The 14,876-nt window shown below is 43.3% G+C and carries 10 protein-coding genes; 4 read left to right on the plus strand and 6 right to left on the minus strand.

All coding sequences use genetic code 11. The features are described from left to right. Positions 1 to 60 precede the first annotated feature (60 nt). Positions 61 to 1,443, plus strand: coding sequence for a PrsW family glutamic-type intramembrane protease (locus ANSO36C_RS10790; protein ID WP_251959527.1), 1,383 nt, complete (start codon positions 61 to 63; stop codon positions 1,441 to 1,443). Positions 1,444 to 1,752: 309 nt separating this feature from the next. Here ANSO36C_RS10790 and ANSO36C_RS10795 read toward each other — a convergent pair whose 3' ends face one another. The 4 genes from ANSO36C_RS10795 to ndhM all read right to left on the minus strand — a co-directional run bounded on the left by ANSO36C_RS10795 (position 1,753) and on the right by ndhM (position 7,765). Then, positions 1,753 to 2,400 (minus strand): hypothetical protein, encoded by a 648-nt coding sequence (locus ANSO36C_RS10795; RefSeq protein WP_251959528.1) that lies wholly within the window; start codon positions 2,398 to 2,400, stop codon positions 1,753 to 1,755. A gap of 151 nt (positions 2,401 to 2,551) precedes the next feature. Further along, complete coding sequence (locus ANSO36C_RS10800) at positions 2,552 to 4,129, minus strand: CHAT domain-containing protein (protein WP_251959529.1); 1,578 nt, start codon at positions 4,127 to 4,129, stop codon at positions 2,552 to 2,554. 353 nt (positions 4,130 to 4,482) lie between these two features. Then, a complete protein-coding gene (locus tag ANSO36C_RS10805) occupies positions 4,483 to 6,756 on the minus strand; it encodes a PP2C family serine/threonine-protein phosphatase (RefSeq protein WP_251959530.1) in 2,274 nt (757 codons plus the stop codon). A 652-nt stretch (positions 6,757 to 7,408) separates the two neighbouring features. After that, entirely contained in the window at positions 7,409 to 7,765 is a 357-nt protein-coding gene (gene ndhM / locus ANSO36C_RS10810) for an NAD(P)H-quinone oxidoreductase subunit M (protein ID WP_251959531.1), read from the minus strand. Positions 7,766 to 8,633: 868 nt separating this feature from the next. On the opposite strand from ndhM, the gene ANSO36C_RS10815 reads away from it, so the two are divergent. Next, positions 8,634 to 8,918: an Npun_R1517 family heterocyst differentiation transcriptional regulator gene (locus ANSO36C_RS10815; RefSeq protein WP_251959532.1), complete on the plus strand. Its 285-nt coding sequence runs from the start codon at positions 8,634 to 8,636 to the stop codon at positions 8,916 to 8,918. A 702-nt stretch (positions 8,919 to 9,620) separates the two neighbouring features. On the opposite strand, the gene ANSO36C_RS10820 is transcribed toward ANSO36C_RS10815, so the two are convergent. Next, positions 9,621 to 10,316, minus strand: a complete 696-nt coding sequence (locus tag ANSO36C_RS10820) for a response regulator transcription factor (RefSeq protein ID WP_251959533.1) — start codon at positions 10,314 to 10,316, stop codon at positions 9,621 to 9,623. Between the two features lie 49 nt (positions 10,317 to 10,365). Continuing rightward, positions 10,366 to 10,530 carry a hypothetical protein gene (locus tag ANSO36C_RS10825; protein WP_251959534.1) on the minus strand — a complete coding sequence of 55 codons (165 nt, stop codon included), beginning with the start codon at positions 10,528 to 10,530 and terminating at the stop codon, positions 10,366 to 10,368. Between the two features lie 296 nt (positions 10,531 to 10,826). On the opposite strand from ANSO36C_RS10825, the gene ANSO36C_RS10830 reads away from it, so the two are divergent. Together ANSO36C_RS10830 and ANSO36C_RS10835 are read left to right on the plus strand one after the other, a co-directional pair. Next, on the plus strand, positions 10,827 to 12,746 hold the full coding sequence (locus tag ANSO36C_RS10830) for a GTPase family protein (RefSeq protein ID WP_251959535.1): 1,920 nt from the start codon (positions 10,827 to 10,829) through the stop codon (positions 12,744 to 12,746). Positions 12,747 to 13,189: 443 nt separating this feature from the next. Beyond that, positions 13,190 to 14,869 (plus strand): hybrid sensor histidine kinase/response regulator, encoded by a 1,680-nt coding sequence (locus tag ANSO36C_RS10835; RefSeq protein ID WP_251959536.1) that lies wholly within the window; start codon positions 13,190 to 13,192, stop codon positions 14,867 to 14,869. Positions 14,870 to 14,876 lie beyond the last annotated feature (7 nt).

The following is a 14,876-nucleotide window of genomic DNA, read 5'->3' on the forward strand; positions in this document are numbered from 1 at the left end:
TAAGGTTAGTCCTGCCGCCAAGTTATGTGAAGAATTAGTTTAGAAACGCACTTCTTATCGATGACAGGCAAAAACGCAAGACATAATGCATTTCTGCGGCTAGTGTCTGGTAATGGGGCAACTTTTGGAGCCGAATCTCGCTACTCGCTGCCCCCCAGTAAAGAAATGGTCATTGGACGCGACCCCAGCTGCCAAGTTGTCTTGGATGCCATGACGTACCGGATGGTTTCTCGTCGTCATGCAGTGGTTCGTCCCCTCTCGCTATCCCCAGATAGCAAATTTAGCTGGGTGCTTTGTGATTTAAATAGTGCTAATGGCACTTATTTGAATGGACAACGCTTGTATGAATGTCAGGAATTGCACCCAGGCGATCGCATTTCTCTAGGTGCTGATGGGCCACAATACGTTTTTGAGTACGAGTATACCTCAATTACCCCGGCGACGACAGTGAACCAAGTTGTACCACTGCCTTCGGCGACGAACTACCACGGCCACACGCAATTAAAGCAGCCAGATTATGTTAGCTTCACGCAGCTTTTTCCAATTATTTCCACTGGTAAAGATTTAACTCGAAAAGCTTACCTCATACCCGGAATACTGACTGTAATCTTTGTGGTGCTGATGTTTGCTACAGTCGGTCGCCCCCAAGCTAATCAAGTGATCGTCGCAACTTACATCGCCTTCGCCGCCTACTATTTTGTTTACCAACTTTGCGGCAAACAGAAACCTTGGTGGGTGCTAATGGCTGCGGCAATAAGTACGACGCTGATTTTGCTCAGTCCCCTGCTGGATCTATTTATCTTCTTTTTTCGCGGCATCCTACCTGGAAGCTTGCCCACGCCTCAAGAATCTATCACCTTTACAGAGTTGCTGGTACGGATGTTTTTTGGCGCTGGGATGATGGAGGAATTACTTAAGGCATTACCTATATTAGGGGCCTTTGCTATCGGTAGAATATCGTCTTCACCTTGGCGGGAACGTATAGGGGTTTGGGAACCTCTAGATGGTATTCTCTTAGGAACAGCTTCTGCTGTGGGCTTTACTCTGCTAGAAACTCTCGGTCAGTATGTGCCAGATATTACTCAAAATGTCACGCAACAAGTTGGTATAGGCGCTGCTGGTCAACTGGCAGGTTTACAACTGCTAATTCCACGTATTTTAGGCTCTGTAGCCGGACACATGGCTTATAGTGGCTACCTGGGTTATTTTATCGGCTTGGCTGTTCTCAAACCTAGTAGAAGTTGGCAAATTCTTTCTATTGGTTATCTTAGTGCCTCTGCGCTCCATGCTCTGTGGAATGCTACAGGATCAATAAATGCCTTGCTGCTGGTAGTTGTTGGGGTGTTATCTTACGCCTTTTTGATGGCAGCAATTCTCAAAGCCCGGGCACTTTCACCGACGCGATCGCAAAATTTTGCTACCCGATTTTTGGGGCCAAAATAAAACATAGGGAGCAGGAGAAGATGAGTAAGAACAATCAATGCCCAATCCTTGAATATTTATCTCTTGGGATAGATGGCTTATTTTGAAAATCAGCCTATTCTATATCTACTATGGGAGATTATTACTTAAAAAATAAAGATGTTTAACTTGTTGTAAGAGTCTTAATTTTCGACTTATTTCTTAGCGCTTCTGCATAAGGGAAATCAGCATCTTTGATAAGAGATGCCTTGAGCAGTGTTACAGGAAAGCGCAGGTAACGATGAAAATTTTAGCTTTCTCTACTCCTACTCCCTATTCCCCATTCCCCATTCATAATTCAGACTCAGAGTTATTGAGTTGAATAAAAGCATAAGAAGCGATCGCTAAAGTAACCTTCGCTTGCTCTATTTCTGATAAAGCTGTCCACTCGCTATTTTTGAGATTATTAAGTGCAAATGCGGTGTTTTGCGATTCGCTACTTCGCATAGCGTAGGCAAAAGGACGAGCCAAAACTAAAAGATCCTCTGTTTCCCAAGTTGGTAGTACTGTCTGAACACACTCAACCAGTTGCTCACTGATTAATTGACGAGCAGCAAATATCTCAGCAGCTTTGGTGGCGATGCTGTTAAGTAATGTTTGGGGGACACAGGCGGAAAAAGTAGCACGTAGTGTTTCTTGAAGATTAAGCACCACTGCCTGTTGCTGATTGTCATTATCCTCTGACGTAGAAGTAACCCCAGACCAAAGTGCGTCTAGATGGCTATAAAAATCTTGCGATCGCGTTGTCAGTTCTTCATCAAGCAAATCTTGCATTCCGAACTGTTGTTCTAGTTCCTGAAAATAAGCTTCTGATTCCTCATCTGCTGGATTCCAGGGATAAGTAGCATCCTCTGGTTCTAGTAATGCTTCTAATAACTCTAAATCTATTTGAGATGGCAAAGGAGAGAAAGTGTCCGAGCCGTTAATCTTATTAGCCATATTTTCTAACCTCACGATTATTTGGTGGTATTGACAGCTACAAGTTCTCAGAGGAGATTTCCGCAAAAAATGTTGATTTTTTTCTCTCAAAAAAGCATATTTTAAAGGCTGATGCCCCTTAACATAAAAATTCATTTACGCAACAGCTTTGCTATGAGTCTTCAATAACAAACTCCCAGATTTCACCTCTAGCACTTCCAAACTTTAACTGCATTCCCGATTTCAACGGGACTTCCTCTCGGAGGATTTGTTGCCAACCATTAGGGCCTAAAAACCAGGTTGTCCCGTAGGTGGAAAAATCTTGCAAGTAATAAGTTCGCACTAATGTAGCATCAGTAAGAGTATTGCGGCAGAATATTTCCGCATGGCGTTTGGATACAGATGGTTCGGGGATGACAATATCATTGTCTTTCGTGCGACCGATGCGGCTAACTCCATAATGCAATAACCAAGTTTTGCCTTTGGGAGCAAGCGATCGCAAAGTTGCAGTCAAAACCGGAGAACCTACATCAGGAATGGCTGTATCTGGTAGTTCTGTAATACCTTCATCCATATTTTTAATGAGTTCGCCATTAAAATCTGGATGCAGGTAGAGAACAGGCAAAGTCCAAGCAGGTTGATTAAATTTATACAGTGTTAATAACTCTTGTCTAGCCTGTGCTACGGCTTCATCAATTGGCTTGTGCGATCGCAAAGCTTCGGTAAAGGCTTGAATAAAACTGTGGCTTTCATGATCAGCAATTTCATCGCGCATTCCTAAAACCGCAGGTACACCATGACGAATTAGGACTTCTGCTAAACTGCTGGCAGGTATGGCTTGATTATTAATTGCAGCTGGTTGTGCGCCCCAACAAGCGTTAAAAACCGCTAGTTTCACACCTGTACGGGTCAACACTTGCGCCAATTCTATGCCATTGAGGGGCATATCTGGTCGCAAAAACAGTAATCCCCCGTCTGGGTCTGGCAAACCATGCCCCGCGTAAAAGAAAACATTGTACGATCTGCTTTCTAATTCTTGAATCAACTCTTGTGGAGTTGGTTGTAAGAGTTTATGTACTATACAAGGTGCATATCTTGAAGAATTACCACCGACCCGCGTATCCGCAAGACTTTGCTGTAAAATAGCGGCTTCTTGTTCTAGTTGTAGCTTGTCATCATGACCTAAAACCAGCAAGATACTTAAAGCTTGGTCAGTTCGCAAATAGGGTAAGGGGTCAACTTCAGTGCTGGTGCGACTAAATAGTAAATCTTGAGAAAGAGACATAGCCGATTGACCAGGCTCACGCTGCATAATTTCCCAAGGAAAAGCGATCAGATCCGGGTCACGAATTTCTAGTCGAAAGCGCAAACGTGTATCCTGACCCATCGCAATCCCGCGACTGCGTTCTAAACTACCGAGAATTTGTCCGTCGAATACCCAACGCCATAAATTCATTCCCAAGTATTGCATCAGACGACTGCTGTAGGGGCTAGTGGTCTGACCTGAAGTGGGTAAAATCCAATCTACGGGGAATGGGTTGGACTTTTGAGTTGAGTTTGGGGGAATATCTAAGCGACCATGACCAGCAAACATCTGTTGCCATTCTTGCCAGGCTTGGGTCAGTTCAACGGGCCATACACAGTCACGTAAAACGTAGCCACTGGGATAGGGAGCCTTGACCACCCAGATGGCGAAGTTGTCAGTGCCAGTGTTTAGAAGACGGGCGATCGCCAAATTCAGGGATGGCATGGATTCACTAAACTAAAAGCTAAAAACAAATAATTTCAAGAGAAGAATTCAGAAGCCAGAATTCAGAATAAATGAGTGGGGGATTTAAACCCAGCATTAATTGTTTTGCACCAAATCAGAGACACGGTGGGGGTTTTGAACTCGGTTATTCAGACGTTCGCGGGACTCGCTTTCCGCGTCGCTATCCACCAATCGTACACAATTCATTCTGGATTCTGACTCCCGACTCCTGAATTCTGTTTTGATAAAATTCTCCAAGGTAAAAATTTTCTATTTTTTTGACCTTGTAAGTGTTTTACTCTGATTGTTACCTGTTATTATTTCAGGTTTCTACCAGTTTATCGAGTATTTGACTAACTTGGGCTGGTATCAGGTGGTTCAATAACTGGCGGTTGCGTGACAGTTCTACATGGATTTGCTGTATCTGATTGTAAAACATCGCCAAAACGGTTGAGTTGGGATAAGTCTAGCAATACTGTTTTCTCTGTTGCTGGCAAAACTTTAGAATTTGGTGGAACTGAGGTAGTTACGGCTGGTTTATTAGTATTAGCTGGAGTTTGTGTACTTTTATTGGCACAGACTCGCATAGATACTAAAAAATCTCCCGAAGTAATATTGGGGTTTGATTTTTTCTCAATAACTTCTAAAAAAGTCCCACGGGGAAGTGATTGGTTGTTTCCCAAGGAGATTTCATTGTTGGTTTTAATTACCCAACCAGGAGACAAGTTAGCAAGCGATCGCGGTGCGGGTGTCGCTTCGATGATAGGATTTTGAGTTTGTAATGGATTGGAAAAAACTGGAAATCGCCATGATTGCGATCGCAGTTGCCTCACGTACCATCCTAAAGAACCTGCTGCTACCACAAATATTAACGGAACTATCCACTGTAGCGGTAATTGGCGAGCTTTGACAGGCTCAGTGTCTGGAATCACCTGAGTTTTATGGTTTGGGCTACCTAAAAGTGTCGCATCTGTCGCTTTAGATGCTAAATTAACACTTTTGGCAGAATAACTCTCTGGAATCACTGCTTTGATCGTGATTTCTGGTTCCCAGTATTGGACTTGATAGTGAACTAAAGCGATGGTGACATTATCGTGTCCATTTTTAGTATTAGCGATTTCGATTAATCTATCGGCAACAGTTGCTATATTTGCTTCTCCACGCAGAATTGGTAAGATTTCTGTTTCCCAGTACTCCTCCACCCGATCAAAATCACTTAAACCATCGGAGGTGAGCAGAAAAACTGCATCTTCATCGAGCATAAATCGTCCCGATGTCGGATGCAATGAATTGCTAGGCCCCATGCCCAAAGCCTGGACGAGAGAGCCAGCAGCACTCTGTTGCACAGCTTCGCGGTAAATAGCATAACCTAGCCGCACTTCGCGGGAAGCGACATTATCATCAAGGGTAACTTGATAACAGCCGTGGCGTGTAATCCAGTAAGCACGACTATCGCCAACGTGGGTAATGTACATTTCATGAGCAACAGGCAATGCCATAACTAAAGTTGTGCCCATACGCTGCCGCCCTTGGCGATTTTCACCGTCATTGCGCTGACTAATTTTGTCATTGGCAATTGCCACTGCTTTTTCTAGATCACTAAGCAGTAGTGAGGGGTCTATGTGATCGTAAGGAACTTTTGTTAGTTGCTGTACCTGCTGCTGGATCGTTTCAATGGCTAAATTTGAGGCGACATTGCCGCCCTCGTGGCCACCGATGCCATCACAGACAATTGCCAAGGCTGTTGGCTGGGGTGGTTTGCTTACCAAAGTCCCACTGGGTGGACTACAGGCATCTTCGTTACGTTGGCGACTTGGCCCGGTGTCGGTTTTGGTGATAATTTGGATCGTAGGCGTTTGCGATCGCCCTAACCCAGCCAGTCCCTGGTCTAAAACTGCGATTAATTGCTCGGTTGAGTGAATTTCTCCCTGAATCAACGAACGGCTAACCTCATTAACAAATTCCGTTATTGCTGGTTTGGCTTCATGTACTAACTGTTGCCAAAATTCACCTAATTGGGGCAATTCTGGTGATCTTTCATCGTCGAAACGCAAATCCAACAAACGTACTAATGAGCCTTCTACCCGCAATACATAAGAGTCAAGTAAGCTGGAGGCGACACCTTCACTTGTAAGAGGTTGCCACAGATGAGCTATTTGCCATAACCAATTGAGTTGGCGCATCGATGTTGCATCACGCCAAGCGGTGGTTAACTCGCTGCACAAACTCACTTGCTGGATTGTGTTATTTACTAATATTGGCGGTTTTTCTAAGAGTAATACTTCTCGATGGGAGGGCCCGTCAGTTAGAAAAAGCACTCCATATACCTGCGGTACGTGTAAGCGGTAGGGAATGAGTCTCAGGTAAGCTCTTAGAGGCTGTAAATTATCTAACTCAAGGGTTAGGGCTAATAAACCAGGCTTCGTATCTAAAAGAACAAATTTATCAACAACTAGATAGCGATCGGCTAATATTTCTCCAGGGCTACCCAAACTTGGGCTATCTACCACAGCCCAGAGGTAATTTTTGGGTAGGGGCGTGGAACATTGCTGGCAAAACTTATTAGTCAGGGGGTTGGGAGCCTGACAATTTTCGTCTGGACAGTAGATTGCCGCGTCATTTTCCATAGTTTTCGCACCGATCAGCGATTGGCAATTTCTTTAATAACATTAGTAGGGATAATCTAGACCGCTCATCTTTCTTAAACTTGACATACCCAGAGTTTAGATGATGATTTTAGCTGGCGGATATAAGCAGGTGCTAATACTTACTTATCCAAAGAATACGCCCCCAAGTCAACCCTACAGCCTCATCATAGCTTTTATTGCTCTGTGACTCTTCATCGCCAAAGCAACTAACTCCAACTCTGTTACCAAAGCATAACCCAACCATAACTGTGCTATTTGTTTTTGCTAAATTACCCCATCATTAAGAGGCAGATAATCTTGGTATTTATTTAGTTTATAAGTAGGATAGCAACAATTAACTTTAATTAAGAATTAAGAATTAAGAATAGGAAATATAATTTTGGCAGAAGTAGCTGACAAATCAAGTGGCTTGCCCTTCAAAGTCGCTTTTTTCAAGGGGAATTTACGGGAATCGTCAACGATTTTGGTTTTAGACAAAGATGTAATGTACACCGTAGCCGAAAAAGAGAGAGTTTTTATTTTCCCCCTTCCCGACACGGAAAGGGGGTTAAGGGGTTAGGATTTTCGCGGGCTTTTCCAGATGACATCAGAAGTCAGAGGGATTCAGTCAGCCCATTACCAACTCATTCGCTTATTTGTCGTCAATTGCAACTTGGGGGACTCCCATGCTGTAGTTGGTAACACGGGCAGAAAGATTGTAGCTGATTTCGCCGCCTTGCAGGAGCGATCGCAGATAATGCTCTAAGTCTGATCCCACACGGCGTAGGTTATAGTCTGTGAGGTCTGCCCCACTAGATGCTTCTACGAGTTCATCAAATTTTCGATAAACTTTTTGCAGCGCATCTTCATTCCAATTAAATTCGTTATCTGGGTCAATATCTAACGTTAGGACTTGTTGACTAGGAATCAGTTCGCCATCCCGGTCAATTTCACCTGCAAAAATGCGGACATGCCGGGTTGTGGACTTGAGCAGCATCGGGTTATCCATAAGAGGGTGTAAGATTTGGGTGGATTACACTGAAATTATTGTAAACGCTATATCTGAGCTTAGATGCTCTCAATTTACAAGCTTTGAACACAGTTTCAAAAGGGTATATTGAATGGGCATAAGTAAAAATATCACCTGTACTGATTTTCTTGCTACCTCTGTTATGAGTTGAAGATACAATTAGTTGCTAGTACTGACAGTAGTCAAAATATTTTTCTGTAAAAATTTTTGGGTTAAGTATTTTTTTTCGGTGTAATAATCTTACTTACTACCAAAAATTTTGCACCCATAAAGCCCAAAACCCGCTACTACAAAGCATTTCGTAGGAATAATTTGATCTGTGTACTTTTTTTTAGGAAGAACAAAATGTTTTTACATTAATAATTATGTTTATCAATTTCTCCTGATTTTTATATTGAAAAAAACGTACATATAGTAATTTTACTGAATCAGGCTACATCGACCTCTGGCTATAATAAATTCAAAAAAATTACGCGATTTTACTTACGTATAAACACCAAAATTAGAGTAACAAGTTCAACTGTTGTTGACGGCAACATAAAGTTGATGTAAAAACCTTTAAAAAGGTTGGGCAACTTCTTACAGAAACTTTATTGTGTAGAATCTTAAAAACTGAATAATAGTTATGGCTTACCATAAGCTACATCTGGCACAGAGACATCCGAATTTAGACAGGGAAAGTTTAGCTTGTAAATAAAACACAGGAGAGTGAAATGGAATACAAAGGTGATTGATGAAGAAAAATTCTTAATTCAAGCACTTTGGATTCAAAAGAGATATAAAGAATTTTTGCTGGACATCTACCTCCTTACCCTCATGACAACCAAGTAAAGGAATCTCAATAGTTATGAACTCCAAAGCATTACCACGCCAGATAAATAATCTCGAAGTAGGTGTTTATGAGTGCGAAATCCATCTCAAATTCCGGTTGATTGAGGAAAAGAGTCTATTGAGCGATCGCGAGCAGCTCTTACAGGTGCTACTTGATGCTTTAACTGAAGGTTCTGATGACTTTCTAGAGACGCTACAAGCGTCCGTTAAAGCGCAGGAAGTATCTGAGTTTAAAGCCTCACCTCAAATGCGACGTCAGCTAATGCGCTTGCGTAATGTTGCTGAAAATCCTCAAACTTAAAGGTGTAATTTAAGTAGTGAAAAATGTGAATTGGGCATCAAATCAAATGTTGATCTCATACCCCGTTGGCATAAAACTAAGCAGTAAGTAGAATTCATGAAATATTGTGATTTCTACTTTATAAATGTCTTATTTAGCAGCACAAAGTCCCAGGAACAGTTTCCGCTATTAAAAACTTTGTAGCAAAGGGTACTGGTAGAATCTGAGAGCAAATTCAGCCGGGTGCATTTTACCGAGTTTTTATCACAACATTGCCGGAAGAACAAAACCCTGTGTCTTTACAGATGGGGAATTGGACAGCAGGCGCGAATCAAATGAAAATCTAAAAGACCAAAGTAAAAATAAATAACCTTTCTTTTAGCTTTTGCTTTAGCTAAGTGCCTGATTTGCTGAAATACTTATGTTTTATCTATTACTTGTAATAGTTCATGGTTTAGCAGCCAGTTACCTATTACTAATTACCCAGGGTCATGGGAGCAGAGGCAATACGGTTTGGTTAACAAAGTTATCTGTTGAGGCGAGAAGGGGGAGCAGGGGGAGAAGAGAAGCAGGGGAAGATGAAATTGTTTAATAATTCTCTTTCCTCCCCTGCCTCCCCTGCACCCCCTGCCTCCCCTGCTTATCCGAACCGTATAGGGAGCAGAGGGGAAAGAGTAATATATTCTCCCCCTTGCCCCTCTGCCGCTTCTCAATTCCCAATAACTATTTAGCAAGACCGTGTTCTAGAGCAAAACGAACTAACTCTGTGCGGCTATTAGTGCCGGTTTTACTAAATAAACGACTGACGTATTTTTCTACATTGCGGACGCTGGTTTCTAAGCGACGGGCGATTTCTTTATTCATCAACCCTTCTGCGACCAAATTTAAAACACTTTGTTCTCTCGGTGTCAGATCAATTTTAAAAGGGGCTGGCGATTGGGAAATAGCATTTCTTTGAGTTAACAATGCTTTAATTTGGGCAATCTGATTGGCTAGTTCGGCAAGATCAGGGGTTTCAGCGTCATCTCCGGTACTTGCGGCCTTGGCGGCGCGGCGGGCGAGTAAATTTTCGACTATGGCCACTAACTCATCTGGATCAAAGGGTTTGGGTAAATAGGCATCAACACCAGCGTGATAACCTTGGATGCGATCGCCTGTCATACCTTTAGCAGTTAAAAATACTACCGGGAGTGCTTGGAAGCGGGGGTCTTCTCGTAGTTGCTTCAGGAATTGATAGCCATCCACTTGAGGCATCATCACATCGGAAATCACTAGGTCAGGTGTATTCAGTTGCATCCATTCCCAACCTTCAAGGGCGTTACTGGCGACTTGAACGCTGAAACCGCTCTCTTGCAGATAGTCTTTCACGGCTTCCCGTATCCCTGGTTCATCATCCACCAGTAACAATTGTGCTGACATTTAAAATTTCCTTAAGTTTACCTTTTTCCAATTTAGCGAAAGTTGACAGTCATTGAACAAAAGGGATAAAGGAAAAACAATTGCTTGTTAACGTTGGGCGATCGCTGGCCAAGTATTCAGAACAGATGCCTGTTTTAATATCCCACTGTTTAACTATCTTTTCATAGCCACTACTGAAGAGAGTTTTGCCATCAGGGGTAAAAGCGATCGCCATTTAATACTCATTAATCCACCTTTGATACTCATTAATCCACCTTTGATACTCATTAATCCACTTCAGATACTCATTAATCCACCTTTAATACTCATTAATCCACCTCAAAGACTGATTCACGGAGTTCAAAGACTCATTCATCTAGCTCAAAAGTCCCTGGTGAACAAGTCGCCCAAGACATAACTCGTCAACTAAAATATCTCCAACTTTCCCAGTCGATCAATCTACCATTGATCAAAGAACTATTAGATTGACAATAAGAGAATAAGAAATATAGCCAAAGCAGGTATGGGGCAATGGTGCGATTAAAACCGTGGCAGTGGGTCGTTTTAGCAATCCCGATCGCGTTTATCATTATTTTCTTACTGATATCCGCCGGTTCGCAAATTCATACGTGGGGCATTAGTTGGATTTGGGGTGTATTTACCCTTCTATTCGTGGGTTGGCGTTGGCTATTGGTCAAATGGACTCAACCAGCTGTTAACCAAGTTGAAGCTGTATTAGCCCAAGTCCGCGAAGAACTGGAATCGACGGCAGAAGATACAGTAGAGTTACCAGTGGGAAGTGATGCCACAAAGCTTGCAGAAATAGCACTTCAAGAAATTCTGCAAACAGCACAAAGCGATCGCCCCATTTGGGAAGATTGGCAAACTTTTTGGACGCGATGCCAGGATTTAGTTGTAGCGATCGCTCATATCTACAATCCGCAAATTCAATATCCCCTGCTGAATATCTACGTCCCCCAAGCTTACGGGCTGATTCGCGGAACAGTGGATGATATGGATCAGTGGATGCAAAAGTTATCTCCAATCCTCAATCAGGTGACAGTTGGACAAGCATACCAAGGATATGAAGTCTACCGAAAGTTGGAGCCATCGGCTCGGAAATTCTGGCGTGTTTGGAACTGGGCACAGTGGGTTTTAAATCCGGTGGCTGCGGTGGCAAAACAAGTCAGTCAGGGTTCTAGTAACCAGGCAACTCAGCAATTGTTGGGAAATTTAAGCCAGTTATTTCGAGAAGCTGCCCTGAGAAACTTATGTCAGCAAGCGATCGCTCTTTACGGACGTAGCACATTACCAGTTTCCGCAACCGTAGTCTCTACACCAACTCTACCCAAGGCAAAAACCCAAACCCTCCGCGAAATCTTAACTCAAGCTGAACCAGCCGAGGCGGTTGAGCAAAAACCCGTAAATATTCTCCTGGTTGGGCGCACGGGATCGGGAAAAAGTAGCCTGATTAACACGCTATTTCAGGCGGATCTCGCAGCCGTTGATGTTTTACCCAGTACTGATCGCATTCAAAATTATCAATGGCAGACTGAAGGTGGGGAAATCCTAACGCTTTTGGATACACCTGGTTATGAACAAGTAAACCGTGCCGATCTCCGAAATTTGGTGCTTGATTATGCCATTGACGCAGATTTGCTGCTGTTAGTCACCCCTGCCCTCGATCCTGCCCTGCAAATGGATGTGGACTTTTTGCAAGACATCAAAACAGAAGTTACAGATTTACCTGCGATCGCGATCGTCACCCAAGTAGATCGTTTGCGTCCCATCCGCGAGTGGCAACCCCCTTATGATTGGGAATGGGGCAATCGTCCCAAGGAAATTGCCATTCGAGAAGCTACTGAGTATCGTACCAAACTGCTGGGAAACTTCTGTAATCTAGTTTTACCCGTGGTTACAAGTGACAGCAAAACAAATCGAATTGCTTGGGGAGTGGAGGCGCTATCGTTGGGATTAGTCGATGCGATCGCGCCTACTAAGCAACTGCGTCTCGCCCGTTTTTTGCGTAATCTAGAAGCCCGCACCGTCGCCGCCGCCAAAATCATCGACCACTACACCTTCCAAATGGCGACAACACAGGGACTAACATCATTGCTCAAAAGTCCCGTCCTCCAGTTTATTTCTACGTTCTCAACCGGATCTCCAGCCCTAGCATATATGCTGGCAGAGCAAATTCCCGTGGAACAGTTGCCGCTTGTGATTGGCAAACTGCAAATGGGATATGAGCTTTTCTCGCTCTTAAATACAGCTAACTCTAACCCGCTCAACTTTGAATTGCGATCGCTCTGGCCGCTACTGCTAGAAAACTCCGCTTCACCCGACCGCAACGCCTGGGCATTTGGTCACGCCCTAGTGGAATACTGGACTCAAAATTTGACAGTTGAACAACTCCGGGAGCGATTTGAGTATTATTTAGCGATCGCCAAATAATTTGTCTGCGTTGAACTGAGAACTGGAACAATTTTCATCAGGGTTTATCTCGTTCCCAGTCTCCTGACGGGGAATGCTCGTCGTTGAGGTTCCACCTCTTGAGTTGCGGCAGCAGCCCCAGGAGCAGCATTTCCAGCCAGAGACTGGAAACGAGGTTTTAAAAGAGTTTTGGCTTAAGCCGACACCCATGCGCCCCTACAGTTGATTCATTAGCTTGCATAGATTTTAGAGAATTGATATAACATTTTTCCCTACAGGCGATACTGAATACTTACTCAGTAACTTCCAAAGATTTATACACTTAAATAAAGGAGTAAAAAATGCGTTAAGAGATTATGGTCTCAATATCAGAGTTAAGATTACGGTTAAGAGTAAGTGTCTGCTGAAACCTACTCGCTTTACCTGAATTTCCATACAGACATCCCTTTTGTTCGGAGTCTTTTATGACAAATATATTACAAACCTCCATTTTTTCAGAAGAAACTTTACCTCAGAGCTATAACATTTCGTCTTACAACAGGCTACTTTCGGTTGTGAAGGATTTGGCTTGTGTGCGGACTATAGAGGAAATTATTGAGATTGTACGTTTGGCTGCTCGCGATCTCACCAATGCTGATGGAGTAACTTTTGTACTGCGGGATGGCGAATGTTGCCACTATGTAGATGAAAACGCCATCGGCCCACTTTGGAAAGGTATGCGTTTTCCGCTCAAGTCTTGCATCTCCGGTTGGGCAATGCTGAATAAACAAGCAGCCGTGATTGAGGACATTTACCAGGATGCGCGAATTCCGATTGAGGCTTACAAAGTAACTTTTGTCAAAAGTTTAGTGATGGTTCCCATACGGATTGCTGATCCACTGGGTGCGATCGGAGCTTACTGGAGTACACAACACCAAGCCACACCGGAAGAGATCGGACTACTTGAGATTTTGACCGACACTACAGCAGTTGCGATCGCAAACGTTCAACTTTTCCAGAAATTGACGCACCAAAACGCCCTGAAAGACAAATTCATTGCCATGCTAGCTCACGAGTTGAGAAATCCCGTTGCCCCTATTTCCAACGGCGTTCAGCTTCTCAAGTTGAAGTTAGGACAGACTGGTGCAGTCGGAGAAACAGTTTTAATGATGCAACACCAGATTAAGCACCTCTCGAAATTGATCGATGAGTTACTTGACGTATCATCCATCACTTATGGGAAGATTTCACTAAACCTTGAAAAGGTTAATTTGGTGGAATTGGTTCGCCAAAGTCTCAATGACCATGCACAAGCAATCAAAAAATCGAACCTTAGCGTAGTACAAAACCTACCAAACACGCCTCTGTGGGCTTATGCTGACCCGACACGGTTCTTCCAAATATTTGGGAACCTTCTTGATAACGCCTTAAAGTTTTCTAAGCCAAATGGAACGATCTGGGTGGATATCTCATTTATTCCAGGTGAAAATGGCTCAGGTACTGTAGCGGTTTTATCTGTAAGAGATTCAGGCATAGGTATAGAGCCGACAATATTACCAGAACTATTCGAGCCGTTCACCCAGGCTGATCGCAGTTTAGATCGTTCCAGAGGCGGGCTAGGTTTGGGACTCTCAGTAGTAAAAAGTCTTGTGGAACTTCATGGTGGTAATGTTGAAGCCTTAAGTAGAGGAATCAATTTGGGAGCAGAATTCAAAGTTACTCTTCCTGTATGCGAAGAGATTACAGCTTGGCATAACGACCCGGAGATTATAGAAGAGGCTAAAAAATCGTTGAAGATTTTAGTCATCGAAGATAACGACGATTCAGCCACAACATTACAAGCAGTACTTGAGCATTTTGGGCATGAGGTTTCCATTGCCAAGAATGGAATTTTAGGGGTAGAACTTGCAAAGAAATTTGAGCCTCATGTAATTATTTGTGACATCGGGCTTCCCGAAATGGATGGATTTGCCGTTGCACAAGAACTTAGTAAAGACTCCAAATTTAATCGCTCAATTTTGATTGCGCTTACCGGCTACGGTAGCCAGGAGGATCGGCAGCTTGCACTTCAGGCTGGTTTTAAATGCCACTTAACCAAGCCTGTAGACTTTGAAATACTGACAGCAGAAATTGATCGATACTTTGATGGAGTATTATCAAGTTAACGAATTT

It is taken from the genome of Nostoc cf. commune SO-36 (genome assembly GCF_023734775.1).
In the GTDB taxonomy this organism is placed as follows: Bacteria; Cyanobacteriota; Cyanobacteriia; order Cyanobacteriales; family Nostocaceae; genus Nostoc; species Nostoc commune_A.